Source organism: Embleya scabrispora (genome assembly GCF_002024165.1).
GTDB classification, from domain to species: Bacteria; Actinomycetota; Actinomycetes; order Streptomycetales; family Streptomycetaceae; genus Embleya; species Embleya scabrispora_A.
Map to the genome: position 1 here is coordinate 2,089,989 of NZ_MWQN01000001.1, position 24,171 is coordinate 2,114,159.

General features: G+C 70.6%; 19 protein-coding genes. 10 read left to right on the top strand and 9 right to left on the bottom strand.

The features are described from left to right. Positions 1 to 73: 73 nt before the first annotated feature. From B4N89_RS09050 to B4N89_RS09075, 6 genes are read left to right on the top strand one after another with little or no spacing between them, the layout of a single operon-like run. Entirely contained in the window at positions 74 to 400 is a 327-nt protein-coding gene (locus tag B4N89_RS09050) for a WXG100 family type VII secretion target (RefSeq protein ID WP_078975381.1), read from the top strand. Continuing rightward, positions 400 to 7,116, top strand: coding sequence for a toxin glutamine deamidase domain-containing protein (locus B4N89_RS09055; protein ID WP_078975382.1), 6,717 nt, complete (start codon positions 400 to 402; stop codon positions 7,114 to 7,116). The genes B4N89_RS09050 and B4N89_RS09055 overlap by 1 nt, the downstream gene beginning before the upstream one ends. Then, positions 7,113 to 7,619: an SMI1/KNR4 family protein gene (locus B4N89_RS09060; RefSeq protein ID WP_161500673.1), complete on the top strand. Its 507-nt coding sequence runs from the start codon at positions 7,113 to 7,115 to the stop codon at positions 7,617 to 7,619. Before B4N89_RS09055 ends, B4N89_RS09060 begins: the two co-directional genes overlap by 4 nt. After that, complete coding sequence (locus tag B4N89_RS09065; RefSeq protein ID WP_078975384.1) at positions 7,616 to 8,626, top strand: SMI1/KNR4 family protein; 1,011 nt, start codon at positions 7,616 to 7,618, stop codon at positions 8,624 to 8,626. Before B4N89_RS09060 ends, B4N89_RS09065 begins: the two co-directional genes overlap by 4 nt. Positions 8,627 to 8,657: 31 nt before the next feature. Further along, on the top strand, positions 8,658 to 9,080 hold the full coding sequence (locus tag B4N89_RS09070; protein ID WP_078975385.1) for a YwqJ-related putative deaminase: 423 nt from the start codon (positions 8,658 to 8,660) through the stop codon (positions 9,078 to 9,080). Further along, complete coding sequence (locus B4N89_RS09075; protein ID WP_078975386.1) at positions 9,077 to 9,820, top strand: SUKH-3 domain-containing protein; 744 nt, start codon at positions 9,077 to 9,079, stop codon at positions 9,818 to 9,820. Before B4N89_RS09070 ends, B4N89_RS09075 begins: the two co-directional genes overlap by 4 nt. A 104-nt stretch (positions 9,821 to 9,924) precedes the next feature. Here the strand turns inward: B4N89_RS09075 and B4N89_RS49695 are convergent, their stop codons facing one another. The 3 genes from B4N89_RS49695 to B4N89_RS09090 form a co-directional block, all read right to left on the bottom strand. After that, the gene (locus tag B4N89_RS49695) at positions 9,925 to 11,685 is read right to left on the bottom strand and encodes a DUF6114 domain-containing protein (RefSeq protein WP_078975387.1); all 1,761 of its coding nucleotides are present in this window, start codon (positions 11,683 to 11,685) and stop codon (positions 9,925 to 9,927) included. Between the two features lie 76 nt (positions 11,686 to 11,761). Then, entirely contained in the window at positions 11,762 to 12,385 is a 624-nt protein-coding gene (locus B4N89_RS09085) for a DUF6230 family protein (RefSeq protein WP_078975388.1), read from the bottom strand. A gap of 494 nt (positions 12,386 to 12,879) precedes the next feature. Then, a complete protein-coding gene (locus tag B4N89_RS09090) occupies positions 12,880 to 13,839 on the bottom strand; it encodes a tetratricopeptide repeat protein (RefSeq protein WP_078975389.1) in 960 nt (319 codons plus the stop codon). A gap of 304 nt (positions 13,840 to 14,143) precedes the next feature. On the opposite strand from B4N89_RS09090, the gene B4N89_RS09095 reads away from it, so the two are divergent. Then, positions 14,144 to 14,785, top strand: a complete 642-nt coding sequence (locus B4N89_RS09095) for a TetR/AcrR family transcriptional regulator (RefSeq protein WP_078975390.1) — start codon at positions 14,144 to 14,146, stop codon at positions 14,783 to 14,785. 379 nt (positions 14,786 to 15,164) lie between these two features. Here B4N89_RS09095 and B4N89_RS09100 read toward each other — a convergent pair whose 3' ends face one another. The 4 genes from B4N89_RS09100 to B4N89_RS09115 form a co-directional block, all read right to left on the bottom strand. Then, positions 15,165 to 16,781, bottom strand: a complete 1,617-nt coding sequence (locus tag B4N89_RS09100) for an acyl-CoA mutase large subunit family protein (protein WP_414646410.1) — start codon at positions 16,779 to 16,781, stop codon at positions 15,165 to 15,167. Between the two features lie 254 nt (positions 16,782 to 17,035). Beyond that, a complete protein-coding gene (locus B4N89_RS09105) occupies positions 17,036 to 17,353 on the bottom strand; it encodes a DUF3817 domain-containing protein (protein WP_078975392.1) in 318 nt (105 codons plus the stop codon). A gap of 49 nt (positions 17,354 to 17,402) precedes the next feature. Next, a complete protein-coding gene (locus B4N89_RS09110) occupies positions 17,403 to 17,729 on the bottom strand; it encodes a DUF3817 domain-containing protein (RefSeq protein ID WP_078975393.1) in 327 nt (108 codons plus the stop codon). Positions 17,730 to 17,796: 67 nt separating this feature from the next. After that, a complete protein-coding gene (locus B4N89_RS09115; protein ID WP_078975394.1) occupies positions 17,797 to 18,348 on the bottom strand; it encodes a MarR family winged helix-turn-helix transcriptional regulator in 552 nt (183 codons plus the stop codon). A gap of 116 nt (positions 18,349 to 18,464) precedes the next feature. On the opposite strand from B4N89_RS09115, the gene B4N89_RS09120 reads away from it, so the two are divergent. Continuing rightward, positions 18,465 to 18,965, top strand: coding sequence for a MarR family winged helix-turn-helix transcriptional regulator (locus B4N89_RS09120; protein ID WP_078975395.1), 501 nt, complete (start codon positions 18,465 to 18,467; stop codon positions 18,963 to 18,965). A 489-nt stretch (positions 18,966 to 19,454) separates the two neighbouring features. Here B4N89_RS09120 and meaB read toward each other — a convergent pair whose 3' ends face one another. After that, positions 19,455 to 20,405 (bottom strand): methylmalonyl Co-A mutase-associated GTPase MeaB, encoded by a 951-nt coding sequence (gene meaB, locus B4N89_RS09125; protein ID WP_078975396.1) that lies wholly within the window; start codon positions 20,403 to 20,405, stop codon positions 19,455 to 19,457. A gap of 194 nt (positions 20,406 to 20,599) precedes the next feature. Next, entirely contained in the window at positions 20,600 to 21,787 is a 1,188-nt protein-coding gene (locus tag B4N89_RS09130) for an acetyl-CoA C-acetyltransferase (RefSeq protein WP_078979219.1), read from the bottom strand. A 260-nt stretch (positions 21,788 to 22,047) separates the two neighbouring features. Between B4N89_RS09130 and mce the strand changes: the two genes are divergently transcribed. Further along, complete coding sequence (mce, locus tag B4N89_RS09135; protein ID WP_078979220.1) at positions 22,048 to 22,485, top strand: methylmalonyl-CoA epimerase; 438 nt, start codon at positions 22,048 to 22,050, stop codon at positions 22,483 to 22,485. A gap of 336 nt (positions 22,486 to 22,821) precedes the next feature. Further along, the gene (ccrA, locus tag B4N89_RS09140) at positions 22,822 to 24,159 is read left to right on the top strand and encodes a crotonyl-CoA carboxylase/reductase (protein WP_078975397.1); all 1,338 of its coding nucleotides are present in this window, start codon (positions 22,822 to 22,824) and stop codon (positions 24,157 to 24,159) included. The last annotated feature ends 12 nt before the right edge of the window (positions 24,160 to 24,171 follow it).

The window sequence follows — 24,171 nt, forward strand, 5'->3', positions numbered from 1 at the left end:
GAAGACGTCCCTCCGGAACCTGCCGGGGTCGATGCGACAGCCAGAGAGACACGGAACACGGGGGTGTTCTCACATGACGGCGGACGCGGGTACGGGGTACAAGGCCCTTCCCTCGGACTTCAAGACGGCGGGTAAGGCTTTCACCGACGCGGGACGCCGCGTGGCCGAGATCCGGACGACGCTCAAGACGTCCATCGAGGGTCTGGGCGAGTGCTGGGGAGACGACGACCTCGGCAACGGCTTCGCCAAGTCGTACAAGCCCGCCCGGGACAAGGTGCTCGAAGCGCTCGAAGCGCTCGCCAAGGGTCTCGGGGAGATCGGCAAGGGTCTCGACACGTCCGCCGGCAACTATCAAAAGACCGAGGACCACAACCGCGAGAGCTTCGGTGGCAAGGCCTGATGGCGGTCGAAGCGGGGGAGATCGTCGAGAAGGTCCTCGAACTGCTCGTCGGCGTCGACTGGCCGGAGGGCGACGAGGACAAGTGCGAGGCCCTGGGCAAGGCGTGGGAGCACGCCGCGACCGAACTCGGCAAGGTCGCGGGGGACCTCGCCGCGGCGGTGAACAAGCTCAACGCCGCCAACGAGGGCAAGGGCATGGAAGCCTTCCTTCGGATGTGGGACAAGCTGAGCAAGGGCGAGAAGGCGTTCTTCCCGGCCCTGGAGGCGGCGTCCAAGGCACTCGGCGGCGCCGCGGACGACACGAGTGACACGATCTACGCCACCAAGATCGAGTTCGTCACGATGGCCACCATCCAGGGTGCGGCGATCCTGGCCCAGATCGCGGCCGCCCCGATCACCCTCGGCATCACCGCCGGTACCGCGGCGGCCTCGACCGCCGCACTGCGGTTCTCGTTCATGCAGGTGCTGCGGCGCATGCTGGGCCGGATCGAGGCGTCGATGGTGCGCCGACTGCTCAAGAACGTCGCCCTCGAGGCACTGTCCGAGGTGCGCGACGACATCATCTCCCAGTTCATCCACATGACCTGGGGCTCGCAGGACGGCTACTCGATCAAGCAGACCGCGCTGGCCGCGGGCGGCGGCGCGGCCGGCGGGTTGGCCGCGATCGGCGTGAACGGGCTCGGCAAGAAGGTCTTCGGCGAGGGCGCCGAGTCCGGCATCAAGGGCGTCACCACCTCGCTCGCCTCCAACGTGAGCGCGGAGGTCGCGGGCACGGTGGCCACCGGCGGCCCGGTGAACTGGGAGACGTTCGCGAGCGGGGGGCTGGGCGGGGCGACCGATCACGCGGCGTCGAAGGCGGGCGATCGGGTCTCGAACGCGTTCAACGTCCCGAACATCGGCACGCCGAACCTGGGGGCGGGCGGGAACGTCGGCGGCAACAGAATCGATTCGACACTGAACCCGGATCGTGGGGGGTCGGGGAACGGTGGGGGGAACGGGGGGAGTTCGGGCGGGTCGAACGGGGCCGGGGGGTCGAACGGGTCCAACGGCTCCGGGGGGTCGCACAACTCCAATGGGTCCAACGGATCGAACGGGTCCAACGGGTCCAACGGTGGATCCGGTGGGAATCACGGTGGGGGTTCGCCGCACCACAACTCCGGGAGCTCGGGCGGTAATTCCGGGGGGCACTCGGGGGGTGACTCCGCGAACTCGGGAGGCAACTCCGGGAACTCCGGTGGGGATTCGGGAAACTTCGGCAACACCGGTGGCAGCTCCGGCGGTGATCACAGGCCCGCACACGGCCCGGTCGCGACCCAGAGCGCGTCGACGGCCCCGCCTCCCACGGTGGATGCCTCGACGGCGCCTTCCGCGCCGGCACAGGGCGCGCCGGCCCACAGCGGCGGGCCGTCGCAGAACACCACGACCTACGTGCAGGCTCCGCCGCCGGGCGGCGGTCAGCCGGGGGGCGCTCCCGCGCCCGCCGGTGCGCCCGCCGGTGGCTCGCCGTCCGTGAACGGCTCGCCTTCGGTGGGTGGTTCGCCGAGTGGTTCGCCGCACGGCGGTGGCGGGGTACAGACCACCGGCGCGTCGGCCGGCGCTCCGGCCGCGACCGGGCCGTCCTCGGCCGGCTCGACGTCCGCCGGCGGGCCGTCGCCCTCCGGGCCGGGTTCGACCACGACCAACGTGTCGGCGACGACTACGGCCGCGGCCACGGGTACGGCTGCCGCCGGGGCCGGGAACACGAATCCCGGTACGGGGTCGGCCACGACGGGCAACTCCGCAGCGAACAACGGGGCATCCGGCCCGGCGGCGACCCGACCTGCGGGCGGGACCCCGAACTCCGGCGGGGTACAAGGCACTTCGCCGAACCACGGCACGCCGAGCAGCGGCTCGCCGGACACCACGAACCGCATTCCGGGTCAACGCACGGAGGGCTCGCCCACTCCCGACCGCCCGAACACATCCCCCGACCCCACACCGCACACCGACCACCGCCCGGACTCGGCTCCCGACCCCACGCCGGAACGGGCCACGGACCCGAAGGCGGATCCCCGGCCGGACACCCACACCGAACCCGACACGGACCCGGCCACGGACACCCACCCGAACTCGGACGCCCGGCCGGACACAACGCCGGAGACGAGCCCGGACACCCGGCCGGACCCGACCGGGGACACCACACCGGAGGGACGGCCGGACCCGGCGTCCGACACGACACCGGACACCCGGCCGGACCCGACCGGCGACACCACACCCGACACCCGGCCCGACCCGACTCGCGACACCACACCGGAGGGACGGCCCGACGCGGCGTCCGACACGACACCGGACACCCGGCCGGACCCGACCGGCGACCCCGTCCGGGACGGCTCGCCCGATCCGGACCGCGTGGCCACGTCGGACGCTCGGCCGGATGCCTCGCCGGATTCGCGGCCGGGCACCAATCTCAGCGCCGACCCCTCGGCCGACGCACACACCGGCGACGCCTCGCCGCGCCCGGGCCCGGACGCCTCGTCGACGCGGGACGGCTCGAACGGCGGCGTCAACGTGCTGCACCTGCCGCCCGTCGGCCCGCAGCGCGGTGCTTCGATCAGCCCGGCTCCGGCCGGCCGGTTCGGCAACGCCCTCGACGGATTCGGCAACCGTGTCCGCAATCTCTTCGGCCGAGGCCCCGCCGCCTCGCCGAATGTCGCCCCGGACACCGGCCCGACCACCGATCCCGGGCCGAACCCCGTTCCGTTCCGCCCGAGTTCCGACTCCGGGACCACCTACGACTCGACGCCGTACGGCAATTCCCGCCCGGAATCCACCCGGCCGGACTCGCCGCGGAATCCGGCCGGTCCCCTGGCCGATCGCCCACCGCTGAACGACGGCCGCCCGCTCCACGAGACCGGCGGCCTGATGCCGCCGAGCGCGCGCGACCAGTCGGCGCTCGTCGACGCCGTCCCGCGCACCTCCGACGGCACCCCCGTGGTGCACCCGGATCCGCGCGTCGACGGCTGGCTCCCGCTGCAGAACGACGGCGGCATCGACGTGCCCGGTCGGGCCAACAACTGCATGGACGGCGTACTGGCCTTCGGCAACACCTGGTTCGGCCGACCGGAGGTGGCCGCGCCGCGGATCCCGGGTGAGAACGGCGGCGAGACCGGGGCGCCGGAGCGGGCCCAGCGCGAGATCGGCGGCAACTGGACGCCGCTGGGCCGACGTCCGGACGGCGGCACCGACGTCGCCGGCGCGTACGGCGAGATCGAGGCGCGACTGCGCGACGCGGGGCCGGGCGCGCTGACGTACATCGTCACGTCCAGGCCGACCGAACCGCGGATCCAACCGGACGGCACGATCGAGACCGGCCGGGTCTCGCACGCGTGGGCCGCGGTCAACGCGGACGGCGACGTCCTGTGGGTCGACCCCCAGTCGGGCGAGGTCATGCCCGAGCCGTACCCGGACCAGATCCGCGTCTGGGCGCTGCCCGTGGACGCGAACGCGCAGCCGATCGACATGTCGGTGTCCCCGACCACGCGCCCGGCCGACCCGGCCCCGGATGCCACCGGGCAGCCGAAGTCGCCGCACACGGAGCAGAATCCGACCACGGACCCAACTCCGGACGCGCAGCCGGACACCACCACCGACGTCACCCCGGACACCCGACCGAAGCCGGAAACCGACACCGACCCGGGCGTCACCCCGGACACGCACCCGAACGCGGAGCCCGACACCGCGTCCGACACCCGTTCCGACGCGAAGCCCGACCCGACCGCCCAGGTCGCCCCGGACTCCGACCCTCGTCAGGACACCACGCCGGATCCGTCCCCCGACCTGACGCCGGACCGGCACACCGAGCCCACCCCGGACGGCGACGGCACGCCCACCCCGGACGCGAACACCGACCCCACTCAGGATCGGGACGCCACGCCGACCCCCGATCCGGCGTCCGATCCGACCCCGGATGCGACCCCCGCCCCGGGCCGGGACGGCGACGCGACCTCGCAACCGGGCGGCCCGTTCCGCAACACCCTCCAGAGCCTCGGCGACCGGATGCACGGCCTCCCCGGCCCGGGCCCGGACATCGACACCGGCCCGAACCACCCCGGCCCGGCGGCTCCCCCGTTCCAGGGCGGCCCGTTCCACCAGAACACCAACACGCCGTCCCCCTACAACGGGACGCCGTACGGCAACACCCCGGTGGCGAACAATCCGTACGCGCAGCCGATGCCGCACCACGCGCCGCCGCCCACGTCCGCCGGCCCGATGACGAGTCGCCCGCCGCTGTCCGCCGGGCGTCCGTTCAACCAGCCCGGCGGCCTGATCCCGCCCACCTGGAGCGACGTCAGCGCGTTGAACAACGCGGTACCTCGCCACCCCGACGGCACGCCCGTGGTGCACCCCGACCCTCGCCAGGGCCGCTGGTTCCGGCTGCAGAACGACGGCGGCTTCCAGGTGCCCGGCCGAGGCATCAACTGCCTGGACGGCGTACTGGCCTTCGGCAACACCTGGTTCGGCCGACCGGAGGTGTCCGCGGCCCGCATGCCGGGTGAGAACGGCGGCGAGACGAACGGCATGCAGCGCGCGGAGCAGGAGACCGGCGCGCCGTGGAACCGGCTCGACCTCAACCCGGACGGCTCGTCGAACCCGGGTGCCGCCTTCGCGCGGATCGACGCCGCCCTGCGGGCTTCCGGGCCCGGCTCGATCTCGTACATCGTCACCGAATGGCCGCCGCGCAACGAGGTCCAGCCGGACGGTTCGGTCCAGGTGGTGCGCAGTTCGCATGCCTGGGCCGCGATCAACGTCGGCGGCGACATCCTGTGGGTCGACCCGCAGACGAACCAGATCATGAATCTGCCGCACCCGAACGCGATCACCGTCTCCGCGATCACGCTCGACCCGAACGCCCGACCGGTCCCCATGACGGCCCCGCCCGTCACCCAACCGGTCGCCCCGCCTCCCCCGCCGCCGCTGCCGCTGCCGCACAACCAGCAGCAAGCACCGGTGAACCCGTACACCCAGCACCAACCGCCGCCGGTACAGCCCAACCCGTACATGCAGCCGCAACCGCAACCGCCGGTGCACCAGAACCCGTACACCCAGCAGCAACAGCCGATACACCCGGCCCCGTTCACCCACGACCCGGTGGTCCAGCCCAACCCGTACACCCAGCAACAACAACCGGGCCCGTACCACCAGCCCGGCCCCCACACCCAACAACCGGTGCAGAACAACCCATACACCCAACCACCGGTCCACCCAGCCCCACACAACCAGCAACCGATCCAACCCGGCCCGGTCCACCCCGCACCCCACACCCAGCAGCCGGTCCACCCGGGCCCGGTACACCCCACCCCGCCGCACAACCAACAGCCCATCCAACCCGGCCCGGTCCACCCGGCACCGCACCACCCGCAGCCGTTCCAAACCGGCCCCGTCCACCCCACGCCGCCGCACAACCAGCAGCCGCCGTTCCAAACCGGCCCCGTCGCCCCCGGCAGCCATGTCCCCCCGCCCGGTCAATCCGGGCCCAACCCCAGCCCCGCTCCGACCCCGGCCGCTCCCCCGCCGCCGCGGCACGCGCAGGCCAATCCGCCCGGTCCGATCGACACCACGCCGCCCCTGGCGCCGCCGATGCAGGCCAATCCGCGCCCGCTCGGCGAACCCGCGACCACGGCGAGTCCGACCGGCGATCGGCCCACCACGCACGACGGTCGGCGCGACGACATCGAGCGTGAGGTCGGCGACTTCATGGCGACCCGCCCGGCCGCCGAGAACTTCGACCCCAACGCCGCGCCGAACGCCAACACCGGTACCACGCCCACCACTTCGACGACGCCGAATCCGAATCCGCCGAAGCCCGACGACGTCCGAGGCGGCCAGTCGCCCTACGACCTCGACGTCACGCGCGACCCGTCCTTCATGGCCGACCGCGCGAATCTGACCTGGGACACCCACCGCGGCGACGCCGAGTTCGAGATGCCGCAGAGCGCCCGGTCGAACAACCCGCACCCGGACACCGGCGCGCCGCCCCGCAACAACCTCAACCGCGCCACCATCCGCCGGATGTTCGACGCCGCCGGCATCGACGCGCTGGTCAACCACCCGAACCCGGACGAGTTGACCAGCGCCGAGCGCCAGGCCAGGGACGAGTTCGACCGCCTCCTGCGCGGCACGGACGGACAACTGCTGACCGGCCCCGACCTGGCCCAGCGCATGAACGACCTGGCGCTGCGCGGCCGGGACATGACCGGCGCTCCGCGCTACCCGATCAACTCGGGATACGCGGGCCAGATCGTGCACTTCGCGAGCCCGACGCTGGACAACCACTTCCCCGACGGCGTCTACATCAACCTGCAGGGCTATCCGGACTTCACCACCTACGCGGTGCGCACCATCAACCTGCCGCACACCGTCGTCGCCCCGCCCAAGCGCAGCGATTTCCCGCCCGGCCCGGACGGCACCAAGAAATTCAAGGAAGCCCGCCAGGAAGCGAACGACGATCAGCGCAAGCTCGATATTCGCCAGGCCAACGCGGAATTCCGAAACGATCCGATGTGGGCCGGCGTCCGCCCGGGCCGCAGCGCTCCCGGATACGTCTGGCACCACGTCGAGGGCACACGCACCATGATGCTCATACCGTTCGCAGTACACTACGCGGTGAAACATCACGGTGGTATCGCCAGCGCCATGGCCCCCGATCCCGCGTCCGGCAACCCTGGAGTCCAGCCTTGACCGTCGAATTGACGCCGCGAGGAACCCTCTCGGAAGAAGCCCTGCGCGAACTCGAGGAAAAACTCGGGTTCGCCCTGCCAGCCGAATACCGGGCCTGGCTCGCCGCCACCAACGGTGCCGACTTCCCGGTCGCCGCCCAGCTCATGCCGCGTGGCCTGGACCCGGAGGACGACCTCTACGGCCACCGCACCGGCGGCGATCGGCAGACCGAACTGCTCTACGCCCACGGCTATTGCCGCGACGTGCTCACTCTGGATTATCTGCCGGTCACCCGACTCACCACCGGAATCGTGGCGATCAAGGTGACCGAGCCCGAATGCGGCTCGCTCTGGTATTGGAGCGAATCGACCCTCGACACCGACGAGGAATACACCCCCGAATACATCTCGACCCACCTGCTCCGCCGGGTGGCCGATACCTTCGCCCAATTCCTGGAGCTGTGGGAGATCGATCCGACCTCCCCGTTCCTGGATTCGGCAGATCCGGAACGGACCGCGCCATGACCGATATCGGTGCCGCGGCCGGCGACTCGCCGGCCGCCGAATTCGCGGGTTCGATCGTCGATTTCGGCCGCACGTCGCGCAGTCGGGTCTACCCCGACGGGGTCTTCGTCGACCTGTACGGATTCCCGGATTTCCTGCCGTACGCGCGGGTGGTGATCGAGGCCGCGCCGATCCCGCCGGGGCTCGGTGTCGACGAGGCCCGGGTCACCGACGTACTCGCGGCCAACCTCGCGGCGACCGGCACCGGCGATCCGCTCTACCGGGACCTCGTGGAGACGGCGACCCCGCGCGGCTGGACCTGGCACCACGCGCCGCACGCGCGCCGGCTGTACCTGATCCCGGTGGACGTCAAGAACGCGATGCGCCACCACGGCGGGGTGGCCACGATGACGTCGGTCGACCGGGACCGCACCGGCCTGTGGAGCCCGGTCGAGCAGGCCCGGGTGCCGGTCACGCTGCACGCCGGCCGACAGTTGACCGACGTCGACCTGACGCACCTGGAGGGCAAGTACCTCAAGTACCGACTCCCGGACGCCTACCGGGCGTTGCTGATCGACAACGGCGGCGGTCCGCCGGCCCGCCCGGCGGTGCACCCGCGCCACGGGTTCGTGTTCGACCAGCAGTTCTTCAACCTCTACGGCGCGTACGACCCGTACGACCTGCTGGACGTGGCGGCCCGGTTCACCGACCGGTTGACCGCCGACTTCCTGGCCGTCGCGTGGGTCCAGGGCGGCGCGCTGGTGCTCAAAACCCGGGGTGGGGACGCCGGTTCGGTCTGGTACTGGGACAACGACGACCGCTACGCCCGACAGGGCGACACCCCGGAGGCGACCGTCGCGCTGCTGTCCCGGCTCGCCGACGACGTCGGCACGCTGCTGGCCGACGAGTTGGTGCAAGTGCCCGGCGAACTCGACGAGATCGCCCGCACCGCGGCCGCCGGCGGCCACTACCGACCGGTCGTCGTCGACCACGCGGGCGCGGGTCTGCCCGCCGACCTGCGTCCCTGACGCGGCATCACGAAGGGAACGGACGAGACCGATGTTCGACAATCAGCTGCCACCCGGCGTCGGTGCGGCGTTGCAACGCCCCGGCCGGGAGCCGATGACGGCGGTGAGCGCGCACACCACGCTCGTGGACCTGCACCCGGCCGTGACCGCGCTCCTGGACCGCACGGAGCCCGCGATGCGCTCGGTGTTCCACGGGCGTTGCCCCGACGCGGTGTTGTTGTCCGAGGTCGCGGTCGAGGCCGAGGCGTCGTTGGCCGCCGAGGGTGTGCACGACCCGGACCACGAGGCGGTGCTCGACCGGATGCGGCATCTGCTGCGCGGCGCGGCGCTGGCCGCGATCCTGCTGCGCGAGCCGAACGACCCCGCGCACGAGCGGCCGATCCCGCCCTGCTCGTCCTGCGCGCCCGCGCTGGCCGATCTGGGTGTGACGATCCTGGAGGTGCCCGCGTCATGAGCGATCGTTTTCCCGAGGCCGTGGCCCTAGCCCTGACCGCCACGGGCTGGCAGCCCGGCATCCACATTCCGGAAGAGGAACTGCTGCGCTGGTACCGGGCGTTGGGCACGGCCGGCATCGAGGTCCCGCCGAGCGCGATCAAGGCGCTGTGGGAATTCGGCGGGATGACCGTGCATCAGTACGGGCCCGGCACGGACATGTCCCGGATGCCGTTCCGGATCGACCCGCTGGTCGGGCTGTACGCGGGCGACGTGCTCGCGGCGTACGGCGCGGCGCTGGGCCGGCCGCTCACCCCGGTCGGCGAATACGACCTGGGACGCGGCCGGTTGGCGATGGATCCGCGCGGCGCGGTGTACCTGTGGTGGGGCGACCTGTGGCACGTCGCCGACACCTTCGACGGCGCGCTGATCGCGCTGATCGAGGGCCGGCGGCCCACCCGCCTGAACCTGACGCCCGCCCGGGAGCCGCTGCCCCCGAAGCCGATCGACGAGCGCGAGGCCCGGGACAAGGCCCGACGGCACGTGGTCGGCGGCGGCCCGCACGCGCCGGTCGACTTCGTGATGACCGAGTTCGAGTACGGCTGGCTGGTCCAGCCGATCTTCGCCGACCCCGACCCGATGGCCAACGTGGGCGCCGGGCAGTGGATCATCGACCGCCGCAACGGCCGGGTGAGCCTGTGGCCCAGCCTGCCCACCGAGAACATCCTGGCCCTGTTCCGCGAACGCCACGTGGACGCGTAGCACCGGGCGCAACCCGCCCGCACGCCGATGCGCCCCGGAACCGCGTGGGTTCCGGGGCGCATCGGTGGTTCGGCGCGTCGACCGCTCGTGTCGACTCGACCCGACTACTTCACGTTGACCTTGTTGAGGCCGTAGCCGGGGATGTGCAACTTGCCGCCCAACTGGGCGTACATCGAACTCTCCACGTTCGTGAAGAACACGATCGGCACATTGATCGGCGGCGGGCTCTCGGGCGTGAAGGTGATCGGGATGATCCCGAAGATGTTCCCCTTGAGGTACTTCACGTACATCGTCGTCGGGATGTCCGCGTCCATCCAGGACTTGCTGCCCTCGTCGGACGAGATGACGACGTCCTTGCCGCCCTCCTCCTTCACCGTCATGGACATGTTCCAGATGTCGATGCCCTTGGACACGGTGAACTTGAGCGCGTTCTCCTCGACCCCGGTGAGCGTCTTGACCTTGACCACGCCCTCGTAGTTCAGCCCGGCCATGGCCAGCAGGCTGGACTTGAGGACCAGGGGGTCCACCGCGACCGGCGGGATCCCGTTGCCGCTCTTGGCGTTCACGGGACCCTGGACCGGGCACGGGAAGGGCGACTTGCCGTCCTTCGGCACGGCCGACGACGACGTGGCCGACGGCTTGGCCGAGGTCGTCGAGGGCTTGGTGGAGGGCTTGCCCGACGCCGAAGCGGAGGGCGCCGCCTTGGCCGCCGCCGGCGGCGTGGCCGAAGCCGAGCCGCCCGAGGCCGCGGGCGGCGCCGGAGGTGCGGCGGATGCCGTCGACGCCGGCGCGGACGACGCCGTCGAGGGCGGCTTGATCCCGGGCAGGCCGAGCCCGGGCAGGCCGGGCAACGTCAACTCGGGCAGTTTCAGCTCCGGCAGCTTCAACTCGGGCAGTTTGAAGACCGGTTCCCTGCTTTCCGGTGCGTTGCCCTCCGGTGCGTTGCCTTCCGGCGCCTTCGACGTGCCGGCCTTCGGGTCTGCCGCCGGGCTCCCCGCGGCGGTGGATCGCCCCGCCGCGGACTGCGTCTGCGCCGCCTTGCCGGCGGGGGTCGAACCCGCCGACTTGGCGGCCTTGGTGCTCGGCGCCGCGCTCGACGTGCTCGGCGCGGCCGACGCCGAACCCGCCGACGTGGTGGGACTCGCCGAGACGCACGGCCCGTCCGCGTACGGGTTCTCGGGCAGCGGGTCGCTGGGCGACGCACTCGCGATGCCGACCAGCCCGACCACGCCGGCCATCGCGGCCACGATCACCGCGAGCGTGACCCTGGGAGCGGCCGTCCCCGCCGTCGTGTCACCGGGCCGGTCGGTCTCCGACCCGGTCGACGCTTCCCCCGGGGCATCGGGGGCCTTCCCGCGCAACGCGTCGGCCAGGAAACCGTCCTCGACGAGCGTGTCGTCGGAGTCGGCGCGACCGTCGTGTCCGTCTCCCGCGTCGTCGTTCCCGCGGCGCTCGTCGTCCTCGTCGTCCGCGGGCTCGTTGTAGGTCCAGGAGGTCGCGAGCATGCCGCCGACGAGGCCGAACAGCATGCCCACGCCGAAGCCGCCGAACGTCGCCACGATGAAGGACACGAGCGACACGAGGATCACGAAGATCCCGAGGTAGACCCGCGCGGCCGGGGTCAACCAGAGCGCGATTCCACACATGATCAGGATGGCGCCGATGAACAGCGCCGAGACGCCGCCGAACTGCGTCAGCCTGACCGTGACGTCACCCGCGCTGACGGATGCGTACGGGGCCCACAGGATGGGTCCGGCAGCCAGGATGGTGAAGAGTCCGGCCCAGAACGGCCGGCCCGATCGCCACTCCCGAAACGCGCGCCGGCAGCGCACGACCGCATGGGGTTGCCGCTGTTCTGCGGTCACGATTCAACTCCCTGGAATGCTGCCTCGATACGACTGACCGGCTGTGGGCGACGAGGCGCCCACAGCCGACGGAACGTCAGAAGCACTCCTTGCTACCGCCGCCGACCTCCAGGTGGAGGTCCTTGAGGTAGAACCGGCCCGCCTGCACGAGCCAGGCCGACTGCTTGACGTCGGTGAACGTCGCCTTGTTGGCCTGCTGGCCGAACATCGTCGGGTGGCCGTTGCCGATGGTGGCCGGACCCTTGCCCCCCGAGCCCTTGGCCATGGTCGACGCGTCGACGCCGATGTCGATGTTCTCGAACACCGCGTCGCCGTCGAGCCCGTCCATCGACAGGGTCATGTTGTCGGCCTCGGCCTTGGTGCCCTTGCCGCCGGCCTCGATCCGGAGCACGATGCCGAACGGCCCCTTGACCGACTGACAGAGGTTGGTGATGTCGGCGTGTCCGATCGCGGCGGTCGCGACCGGCACGTCGGCGCCCTTGTTCCGCTTGAGGAAGTCCCCGAACTGCGAGAAGTCCGTCGCCTCCATCTTGTCGGCGCGGACCTTGAAGTTGCCGCCGCCCACGGTGATGTTCACCGGGACCACACCGTTCGCGACGCCCGCGAACATGCCCACGGTCATCGCCGCGACCGGCAGGAGCACGATGCCGAATCGCTTCCAGCGGGTCTTGCCGCTACCCGCCTGAACCTTCTTGTCCATGGTCCTCCTCGGGACAGAGTCCCCTCCTCATGCGGACCAGGGCCGCACGTGGCGGGGCATGGAGGGAGGGCCTGCCTGTCCCGGGAAGGACCGGCGCGGCCTGGATGGGGAGGTCCGCGTCCGCACCACCGACCGGCTGCCGGGGCGAAGGGGACACGGATCGAGCGGCCCGATCATCTTTCACGACCGGGTCGGCACACAAGAGGTTCGTTACCGACGGGTAACGCGGTCCGTCGAACACCGCTCACCACCGGATCACAGCCCGGTGTCGAGACGCCTGCCCGACGACCCGATTTCGGAGGATAAGTCCGTTAAAGAATCACCTGGCGGTCACCAAAAGACACGCAGGGCGAGGGAAATGACCCATAGTCAAAGATGGGTAAAGACAACGCCCCGGCCGCTCTCGGAATCGAGAACGACCGGGGCTTCATCGACAAAGCGAGCGGCCGCGGCCGGCGTCCGGAGGAGCCGGACCGCCGGGCTCTGACGCTGAGTCAGAAAAGCACGCCCGCAAGGGCCATGCGCGCTTTCGGCACCCGGGGGTCGTCGGCGCCGACGATCTCGAACAGCTCGAGCAGGTGCAGCCGCGCCTTGTTCCGCTCGTCGCCCGCGGTCCGTCGCACGGTCTCCACGAGTCGGGCGAACGCCTCGTCGGCGCGGCCGTCGAGGATGTCCACGTCGGCGGCGAGGGTCTGTACGGCGACGTCGTCCGGGTGCTCGGCGGCGTCCGCTCGGGCCTTGTCCGCGTCCACACCCTGGGTGCGGAGCAGGAGTTCGGTGTTGATCAGGCCGAGCTTGGCCTCGGCGTGCGCGGGGTGGTCGGAGAGCACGTTGCGGAACGCCTGGGCCGCGCCGTCCAGATCGCCGGCCTCCAGCGCCTCGTCGGCGGCCGCGAGCAGCGGGTCGCCGGGGGGCTCCTCCTCGGACTCGGCGTCGTCGAGGGCGTCGGCCGGGGCACCGTCGACCACCACGCCGGTCAGCCCGAAGCGCTCCTCGCCGAGCTGGACGAGCTGGTCGAGCACCTGGCGCGCCTGCTGCTCGGGCACCACGCCCTGGAACAGCGGGGCGAGCTGGCCGCCGAGCACCGCCATCACGGCGGGGATGCCCTGGATTCCGAACTCCTGGGCCAGGCGCGGGTTGGCGTCGACGTCGATCTTGGCGAGCACGAAGCGGCCGGCGTACTCCTCGGCCAAGCGCTCCAGGAGCGGGCTCAGCTGCTTGCACGGCTGGCACCACTCGGCCCAGAAGTCGATCACGACGGGCGCCTGCTGGGAGAGCGCGAGCACGTCGGTCTCGAAGGTGGCCTCGGTGACGTCGATGACGACCCGTTGGCCACCGGCCGCGGCGGCGGGCTTTCCGGCCGGTGCGGCCGCACGCTTGGCGGCATTGTCGGCGGCGGCCTTGACCGCCCCGAGATCGACTACTCCGCGCATGGACATGTTCCGTGGCTGCATGTAGACATCTTCCCCCGAGAGCAAGGCGAACGATGCACGGGGCGACCCACCGGCACACGCACGAGTTCCCGTCGCGCCCCGGTCCCCGCAGGATGCGGGCCCCGGGACGGACGACGACCCTTGACGGGTCGTCAGTCGCGATCGTGTGCTCGAATCCCCATCCAGGCACCGCGATTCGCTACGGCTCGTAGCGTAAGGGGAGCGCCGGGCGGAATGCGACCGTAGGATCCCGAATGGCGGATGTGAGTTGCGCCACCGCAGCGGATCGCGCCCGGCACCGTACCAGCCGGTAACATGACCGCCCGTGCACGACGAATCGGCGGGACCGGCGGAACGACGGGCGGCCGGCGCGCCCCCACCGCGCATCGGGCGCCCCCGCAGCACCACCGCCGACGACGCGATCCTGGCCGCGGCGCGCGCGCTGCTGGCCGAGGGCGGCTGGGCGGGGCTGACCATGGGCGACGTCGCCACGCGCGCGGGCGTGGCCAAGACCACGCTGTACCGCCGCTGGCACTCCAAGCACGACCTGGCCATCGCCGCCGTCGCGGAGATGCTGGACACCCTGCACCTGCCGGATCGCGGCCCTGATCTACGCGCGGACATCGAGGATGTGGTCCGCCGCTTCGCCGCACTCCTCGGCCGCCCCGAGATGCGCACGGCCCTGATGGGCCTGGTGGCCGACTCCACCAGCGACCCGGCCCTGCGGCGGCGCATCCGCGAAGAGATCGTCGACCCCCAAAAACGCCTGGTCGTAGAAGGCAGGACCCGAGCCGAGGCCAGAGGCGAAATCACCGCCCCAGGCGACATAGACGTAGACCTGATCTTCGACGTAATCGCCGGCACGGTAGTCCAACACATCCTGGTAAGCGCCGAACCCGCCTCCGACAACTGGGTCCAACGCTTCACCACGTTCGTAGCAACCGCCCTACTCACAACCAACACGTAAGCCCAACCACCCCGGCCGCCACGGGAGACCACCTCGGCCAAACGCCAGGTCACCTCCCGCAAGGAGCCCACGCAACCAAAATCAGCCCGGCCGGCGCTTGAGGCCACCTCGCCCGAAGACCAGGTCACCCCCCGCAAGAAGCCCACGCAACCAAAATCAGCCCGGCCGGCGCTTGAGGCCACCTCGCCCGAAGACCAGGTCACCCCCCGCAAGAAGCCCACGCAACCAAAATCAGCCCGGCCGGCGCTTGAGGCCACCTCGGCCGAAGGCCGGGTCAACTCCCGCAGGAGCCCACCCGGCCAACCCAAGCAAACCCAGCCCGGCCGGCGCTTGAGGCCAAACCCAGCCCGGCCGGCGCTTGAGGCCACCCGGTCCGCGCTCAGAACCGCGCCGGCTCCGTATAGGTGCCCCACTCCTCCCGAAGCACGTCACAGATCTCCCCGAGCGTCGCCTCCGCCCGAGCCGCCGCCAACATCGGCGGCACCAGATTCCCCGAGCCACGTGCAACGTCCCGCATCGCACCCAGCGCCGAGTCCACCGCAGCCTGATCCCGCGCACCCCGCCGCTTCCCGAGCGTCGCCACCTGGTCCCGCTCGACCTCGTGGCTGACCCGCATGATCTCCAGGTCGCCCGTCACCGACCCCTCGTGGCAATTCACCCCGACGACCCGCTTGTCGCCCTTCTCCACCGCCCGCTGATACCGGAACGCCGACTCGGCAATCTCCCCGGTGAACCACCCGTCCTCGATGCCGCGCAGGATGCCCGACGTCATCGGCCCGATCGGGTGCGGCGAACTCTCGCCCAGCTCGCGGATCTTCGCGAACGTCGCCTCCGCCTCGGCCTCCAGCCGATCCGTCAACGCCTCCACGTACCACGACCCGCCCAGCGGGTCGGCCACCGCCGCCACGCCGGTCTCCTCCATCAGCACCTGCTGCGTGCGCAGCGCAATCTCCGCCGCCTGCTCGCTCGGCAGCGCCAGCGTCTCGTCCAGCGCGTTCGTGTGCAGCGAGTTCGTCCCGCCGAGCACCGCCGCGAGCGCCTCGACCGCGGTGCGCACCACGTTGTTGTACGGCTGCTGCGCGGTCAGCGACACACCCGCCGTCTGGGTGTGGAAGCGCAGCCACTGCGCCTTCGCGGTCTTGGCGCCGTACACGTCGCGCATCCACCGCGCCCAGATCCGGCGCGCCGCACGGAACTTGGCGATCTCCTCGAAGAAGTCCACGTGCGCGTCGAAGAAGAACGACAACCCGGGACCGAAGACGTCCACGTCCATCCCGCGCGACAGCCCGAGTTCCACGTAGCCGAACCCGTTGGCCAGCGTGTACGCCAACTCCTGCGCGGCCGTCGCCCCCGCCTCGCGGATGTGGTACCCCGACACCGACAGCGGCTTGTACGCCGGGATCTTCTCGGCGCAGTACTCCATCAGGTCGCCGATCAACCGCAGGTGCGGCTCGGGCGCGAACAGCCACTCCTTCTGCGCGATGTATTCCTTGTAGATGTCGGTCTGCAGCGTGCCGTTGAGCGTGCCGATGTCCACGCCCTGCCGCTCGGCCGCGACCAGGTACATGCAGAACGCCGGCACCGCCGGCCCGGAGATGGTCATCGACGTGGTCACGTCGCCCAGCGGGATGTCGCGGAAGAGCACGTCCATGTCGGCCGCCGAGTCCACCGCGACGCCGCAGTGCCCGACCTCGCCGAGCGAGCGTTCGTCGTCGCTGTCCCGTCCCATCAGGGTCGGCATGTCGAAGGCGACGGAGAGGCCGCCACCGCCGGCCGCCAGGATCATCCGGTAGCGCTCGTTGGTCTGTTCCGCGTTGCCGAAGCCGGCGAACTGCCGGATGGTCCACGCCCGGCCCCGGTAGCCGGTCGGGTACAGGCCGCGGGTGTACGGAAATTCGCCGGGCCAGCCGATCCGCTCGAAGCCGGCGTAGGGCTGGTCCGCGGGCGGGCCGTAGACCGGCTCGACCTCGAGTTCGGAAAGCGTGGTGCGACGCATGCCGTCGTTGCGGACCTTGTCGTAGCGGTCCTGCCAGCGCCGCCGACCCTCTTCGATGTCCTCGGTGTTCACGTGGCTCCCGTCCGATGCCGTCGTCGTAGGACCCATTCCCGCGCGGCACCAGAAAATTACTAGGACGCCCTAGTAAATGTCCACGCGCCCCCGGAAACATGCCCACGCCCCCGATAACGCCGAAGCCCCCGACGAGGTGTCGGGGGCTTGGAAGGCGGGACCGCGAGCGCGGCGGCGACCGGTCAGGCGGTGGCCGGCGCCGGGGTCGGCTCGACCAGCTTGTGCTTCATCTTGTAGTCGAAGACGAACGGGCCGAACGGCGGGATCGCGGCGATGAACGCGAGCAGCGTGGTCTTGTTGTCCCACGACAGCTTGGTGCGCGCGTCCATCATGGCCAGCAGGTACAGGATGAACAGGACCGCGTGCAGCAGGCCCAGCGGCATGACGAGGTTGATGTCCGAGATCCGGCTCAGCAGCGAGCCGAAGACGAGCAGGATCAGGAACGAACAACCCTCGGCGATCGAGATCACCTTGAAGCGGCCGGAAGCGGTGGAAAGCATGGGGGATCCTCGGGGGAAGCGGGTACGGAACGGGCTGACTGCGAGCGGCTCAGGCGCCGGCCGCGGCGGTGGCGAGGCCGCGCTCGTGGACCGCCTCGACGGCCTTGCGCTCGGCGAAGAACGACGCGAGCGGAACGGTGCCGGCGAGCATCATCAGCAGCATGCGCTCGAACTTCCACTTCATCTTGCTGCTGAGGTCGAACGTCACGACGAGGTAGATCATGTAGAACAGACCGTGCGCCTGGCTGACGTAGAGCGTCGCCTTCTCGCCCGTGTCGAACCCGTACTTCAGGACCATGCACAGGCACAGGACCAGGAGCATGCACCCGGTGATCCAGGCCATCACGCGGTAGCGGGTCAATACGGCAGGCTTCACGGCAGCACCTTCGGTAACGGCGGGCTCGACATCGTCGTCGACCGCTTTTCACAATGGCGCATGCAGCTTACGTCGCCGGCACCGGGGTCCCCGAATCCGCCCCCTCCTCCGCCTCGACCGCGAAGTCGCCGGCGTCCACCCGCAACACCCGCAGCAGGTCGAACAGCTGGGCGCACTGCTCGGCGGTGTACGCGCCGAGCCCGAACTCGCGCGCGGTCAGGTCCCGGGTGGCCCGCTCGGTGACGTCGCGTCCCTTGTCCGTGATCACCGCGAGTACGCCCCGACCGTCGCGCGGGTTCGGTCGCCGGGCGACCAACTCGGCCTGCTCCAGGCGGTCGATCGTGTTGGTCACGCTCGTCGGGTGCACCATCAGGCGCTCGCCGATCCGGGACAGCGGCAGCGAACCGGTCCGGCTGAAGGTGAGCAGGACCAGGGCCTCGTAGCGGGCGAAGGTCAGGCCGTACGGCTTGAGCACCGCGTCGGCGCCGGCGAGCAGAATCTGCTGGGCACGCATGATCGAGGTGATGGCGACCATCGGCGGGCACTCGCCCCAGTGCTCTCGCCAGTGCTCGTCGGCACGCGTGATCGGATCGAAGGGAAGGTTCAGTGGCTTCGGCACGGGCCGAGCGTAGTGGAGGTTACCGATCGGTCACGTGGCCGTCTCACTGCGTGCGGCGCGACGCGCGGCAACCAAAAGGTCATTCAAGTTTCAACTAACTCCGGTATTCTTGATCCATGACCGATGCCGAGCCCAGATGGCTGAGCGATGAAGACCAGCACGTCTGGCGCCAGATCATCGCCGTGATCAACATGCTGCCGCCGCGACTGGAGCGCGAACTCCAGCGCACGCACGGCCTGTCCCTGCACGACTACCAGATCCTGGTGCAGATCTCGGAGCACCCGCGGCAGGAGGTGCGGCTGAGCGATCTGGCCGAGGCGACCCAGCAGTCCAAGAGCCGGCTCTCGCACCAGATGACCCGGATGGAGAACGCCGGCCTGGTCGCGCGCCGCAACTGCCCCACGGACCGCCGCGGGGCCTACGCGGTGCTCACCGAGGAGGGCTGGGAGGCGCTTCGGGCCGCCGCGCCCACGCACGTCGAGAGTGTCCGCGAGCACCTGATGGACGTGATGACGCCGGCCCAGAAACAAACGGTCGGCGAGGCGTTCGGCGCGGTGGCCGCCAAACTCCGCCCAGCCGCCCGCGCCGCGGTCTGCCCCTCCACACAAGAATGCTGAAGCCTCCCGGCCACGCGGCTCGCTATTCGCTGTTCGCGTGGTGAGCCCCGTCCACCCGACCGTCCTCAAACGCCGGACGGGCTGGAATTGGCTTGGCCCTGGTGCACAGGCTGTGGTCGGACAATCCGCAGCCCATGCACCAAAGCCAACCAAAATCAGCCCGTCCGGCGCTTGAGGACGGCAAGCACGAGCCCGGCCCACCACGCGAACAGCGAAACCGCGGCCCACGCACCAAAGCCGAACCAACCCAGCCCGTCCGGCGCTTGAGGACGGCAAGCACGACCTCGGTCCACCACGCGAACAGCGAAACCGCGGCCCACACGCCGAAGCCGACCAAACCAGCCCGTCCGGCGTTTGAGGACGGCAAGCACGAGCCCGGCCCACCACGCGAGCAGCGAAACCGCAGCCCACGCGCCGAAGCCGAACCAACCCAGCCCGTCCGGCGTTTGAGGACGGCGAGCACGACCTCGGCTCACCGGCGAGCCGTGGCTAGGCTCCCAGGCTCGTGATCAGGTCGTCCGCGGCCGAATACGGGTCCATGGACCCGGACAGCACCCGGTCCGCCAGCTCCTCCAGCCGCCGCCCACCCCGCAGGTCGCCGATGCGCGCCCGCAGCGCGGTGACCGCGATCGCCTCCACCTCGTCCGCCACCCGCCGGCGTCGCCGAAGCCGCAGTTCGCCGCCCGCCTCCATCCAGGCCCGGTGCTTCTCGAGTGCCTCGACCACCTCGTCCACACCCTCCCCGCGCGAGGCCACGGTCTTGACGATCGGCGGACGCCAGTCCCCCGGCCCCCGCGCCTCGCCGAGCGAAAGCATGTGGCCGAGTTCACGCGCGGTCGTCGCCGCACCGTCCCGGTCCGCCTTGTTGACCACGTACAGGTCGCCGATCTCCAGGATCCCGGCCTTGGCCGCCTGGATCCCGTCGCCCATGCCCGGCGCCAACAGCACCACGGTGCTGTCCGCCATCGAGGCGATCTCCACCTCCGACTGGCCGACCCCCACCGTCTCCACGACGACCACGTCGCACCCCGCCGCGTCCAGCACGCGCAGCGCCTGCGGCGTGGACCAGGCCAGCCCGCCGAGGTGCCCGCGCGAGGCCATCGAGCGGATGTACACGCCCGGGTCGGTCGCATGGTCCTGCATCCGCACCCGGTCCCCGAGCAGCGCGCCGCCCGAGAACGGCGAGGACGGGTCCACCGCGAGCACGCCGACCCGCCGACCCAGCCGGCGGTACGCGCTCACCAGCGCGGTCGTGGAGGTCGACTTGCCCACTCCGGGCGAGCCGGTCAGCCCGATCACGTAGGCGTTGCCGGTCAGCGGCGCGAGCGCGGCCATCACCTCGCGCAACCGCGGCGAGGCGTCCTCGACCATCGAGATCAGCCGGGCCACCGCCCGCGGCTTGCCCTCCCGGGCCTGGGCCACCAACGTCGCGACATCCATCCCCGACCTCATGCGCCACCGCTTCCCTGCTCGGATACCGGATATGCCGAAACGACCCCGCAGTCGGCGAGCCCGTCGCACCACAGTGCGCGCCCCGCGACTGCGAGATCGTTTCAGGTGGATCGATTCCGCGGAACCGTACGGTCGCTCAGCCGTACGATCCGGACCGGTTCACACGTGTGGACCGAACCGGCTCAGGCGCCCGGGACGGTGAGGATCAGCGCGTCGCCCTGGCCGCCGCCACCGCACAGCGCCGCCGCACCCGTACCGCCGCCGCGGCGCTTGAGCTCCAGCGCCAGGTGCAGCACCACGCGGGCGCCGGACATGCCGATCGGGTGGCCGAGCGCGATCGCGCCGCCGTTGACGTTGACCTTGTCCGTGCTCACCCCGAGGTCGCGCATCGACTGCACGGCCACCGCCGCGAACGCCTCGTTGATCTCGATCAGATCGAGGTCGTCGACGGTCAGGCCCTGCTTGCCCAGCGCGTGCTTGATCGCGTTCGAGGGCTGCGACTGGAGCGAGTTGTCCGGGCCCGCGACGTTGCCGTGCGCGCCGATCTCGGCCAGCCACTCCAGGCCCAGTTCCTCGGCCTTGGCCTTGCTCATCACCACGACCGCGGCGGCGCCGTCGGAGATCTGCGAGGACGTGCCCGCGGTGATCGTGCCGTCCTTGCTGAACGCCGGACGCAGCTTGCCCAGCGACTCGGCGGTGGTGTCCGGGCGGATGCCCTCGTCGGCGGCGAACACGACCGGCTCGCCCCGGCGCTGCGGAATCTCCACCGGCACGATCTCGGCGTCGAAGATCCCATTCTTCGCGGCGGCGGCGGCGCGCTGGTGGGACAGCGCGCCCACCGCGTCCTGCTCCTCGCGCGAGATGTCCAGCTTCGTGTTGTGGTGCTCGGTCGACTCGCCCATCGGGATGTTGTCGAACGCGTCGGTGAGGCCGTCGTAGGCCATCGCGTCGAGCATCTCGACCGCGCCGTACTTGAAGCCCTCGCGCGACTTGGGCAGCAGGTGCGGGGCGTTGGTCATCGACTCCATGCCGCCCGCGACCACGATGTCGAACTCGCCCGCGCGGATCAACTGGTCGGCCAGCGCGATCGCGTCCAGGCCGGAGAGACAGACTTTGTTGACGGTCAGCGAGGGCACGTTCATCGGGATGCCGGCCTTGACCGACGCCTGTCGGGCGGGCATCTGCCCGGCGCCCGCCTGGAGCACCTGGCCCATGATCACGTACTGGACCTGGTCCCCGGTGACACCCGCGCGCTCGAGCGCGGACTTGATCGCGATGGCGCCGAGGTCGGTGCCGGAGAAGCCCTTGAGGGAGCCGAGCAGTCGGCCCATGGGGGTACGGGCCCCGGCGACGATGACAGAACCGGCCATGAGGGTGGCCTCCACAACTTTATGGTCGGGGTGCCATCGCCAGGCGGGCCGGGCGACGTGCGGCATCCCCGCGACGGACGTGAAGTTGTTCCGGAACCTACCCGGAAGGGCGCCGACCGGTGCAGGGGGTCCCGATGTGACGGAACCCACCCTCACGCCCGGCACGAATCGGGTGTGCTCTCGCCCATAGTCTCGGAACGAAGGGTCGGGTATCTACTCGCAGGTAACCCGCAATTTCTCGACGACCTCGGGAGGCCATGGTGCTCACACGCATCGATCACATCGGCATCGCCTGTCACAACCTCGACGAGACGGTGGACTTCTACACAACGACCTACGGATTCGAGGTGTTCCACACCGAGATCAACGAGGAGCAGGGCGTCCGCGAGGCGATGCTCAAGATCAACGAGACGTCGGACGGCGGCGCGTCCTACCTCCAACTCCTGGAGCCGATCCGCGAGGACTCCGCGGTCGGCAAGTGGCTGGCCAAGAACGGCGAGGGTGTGCACCACATCGCGTTCGGCACCGCCGACGTGGACGCGGACGCGGCGGCGATCGGGGCCAAGGGCGTCCGGGTGCTGTACGACGAGCCGCGGCGTGGTTCGATGGGTTCGCGCATCACGTTCCTGCACCCCAAGGACTGTCACGGCGTGCTCACCGAACTGGTGACCTCGGCCGCGCCCGACGCGGAGCACTGAACCACCGGGCCCGGCGTCGACCACCGGGCCCGGAATTCGGCCCGCGACATCGCGCGGCCACTCGCAACAGCGCGCGACCGCGCGCAACCAACTGTGACAGCGCATCACAGCGCGCCGGCCTGCGGCATCCCGCGGCGGCGCCCGGCCGGCCGCGCCATCCCGCGGAACCGGCCGCTCGTCAACGGACAGATCGTCAAAGCGACGGCGGAGTTCCTGTGACTTCGCCCCTTGTCGCTTTTATGCCGAACGCCTAGCGTTACCAGCGAGTAAGTTCAGCGAAGCTCGGCAATCCCTGATGTTTCTCGTGCTTCAACCGCCGACCCATGGAGGCCGACGATGAAGGAGATCCTCGACGCCATCCTCGCGGGGGACACCCCCAAGGAGGCGTACGCAGCGCTCCCGCTTCCCGACTCGTACCGCGCCGTCACCGTCCACAAGGACGAGGAGACGATGTTCGAGGGCATGGAATCGCGGGACAAGGATCCGCGTCAGTCGCTGCACGTCGATGACGTGCCGCTGCCCGAACTCGGCCCCGGCGAAGCCCTCGTCGCCGTGATGGCCAGTGCGATCAACTACAACACCGTGTGGACCGCGCTCTTCGAGCCGGTCTCCACGTTCCGCTTCCTGGAGAAGTACGGCCGCGCGTCGGACCTGTCCAAGCGGCACGATCTGCCGTACCACGTGGTCGGCTCCGACCTCGCGGGCGTGGTCCTGCGCACCGGTGCGGGCGTCAACGCCTGGAAGCCCGGCGACGAGGTGGTCGCGCACTGCCTGTCCGTCGAGCTGGAGAGCCCCGACGGGCACGCCGACACCATGCTCGACCCGGAGCAGCGGATCTGGGGCTTCGAGACCAACTTCGGCGGCCTCGCCCAGATCGCCCTGGTCAAGAGCAACCAGCTGATGCCGAAGCCGGCGCACCTGTCGTGGGAAGAGGCCGCCTCGCCGGGCCTGGTCAACTCGACGGCGTACCGCCAGCTCGTCTCGCGCAACGGCGCCGGCATGAAGCAGGGCGACAACGTGCTGATCTGGGGCGCCTCCGGCGGCCTGGGCTCGTACGCGACGCAGTTCGCCCTGGCCGGCGGCGCGACGCCGATCTGCGTGGTGTCCTCCGAGGACAAGGCGCAGTTGTGCCGGGACATGGGCGCCGAGCTGGTGATCGACCGGCGGGCCGAGGACTTCCGCTTCTGGAAGGACGAGCACACCCAGGACACCCGCGAGTGGAACCGGTTCGGCAAGCGCATCCGCGAACTCACCGGTGGCGAGGACGTGGACATCGTCTTCGAGCACCCGGGCCGCGAGACGTTCGGCGCCTCGGTCTACGTCACCCGCAAGGGCGGCACCATCGTGACCTGCGCCTCGACGTCGGGCTACATGCACGAGTACGACAACCGCTACCTGTGGATGAGCCTGAAGCGGATCGTCGGCTCGCACTTCGCCAACTATCGGGAGGCCTGGGAGGCCAACCGGCTCGTGGCGAAGGGTAGGATTCACCCGACGTTGTCGCGCACCTACGCTCTGGAAGAGACCGGCCAGGCGGCCCGGGACGTCCACCGGAACCTGCACCAGGGCAAGGTGGGCGTACTGTGTCTCGCACCGGAGGAGGGGCTGGGGGTTCGGGACGTCGAGATGCGCGCGCGGCATATCGACGCCATCAACCGCTTTCGTAACGTCTGACGGCGGTCCCTG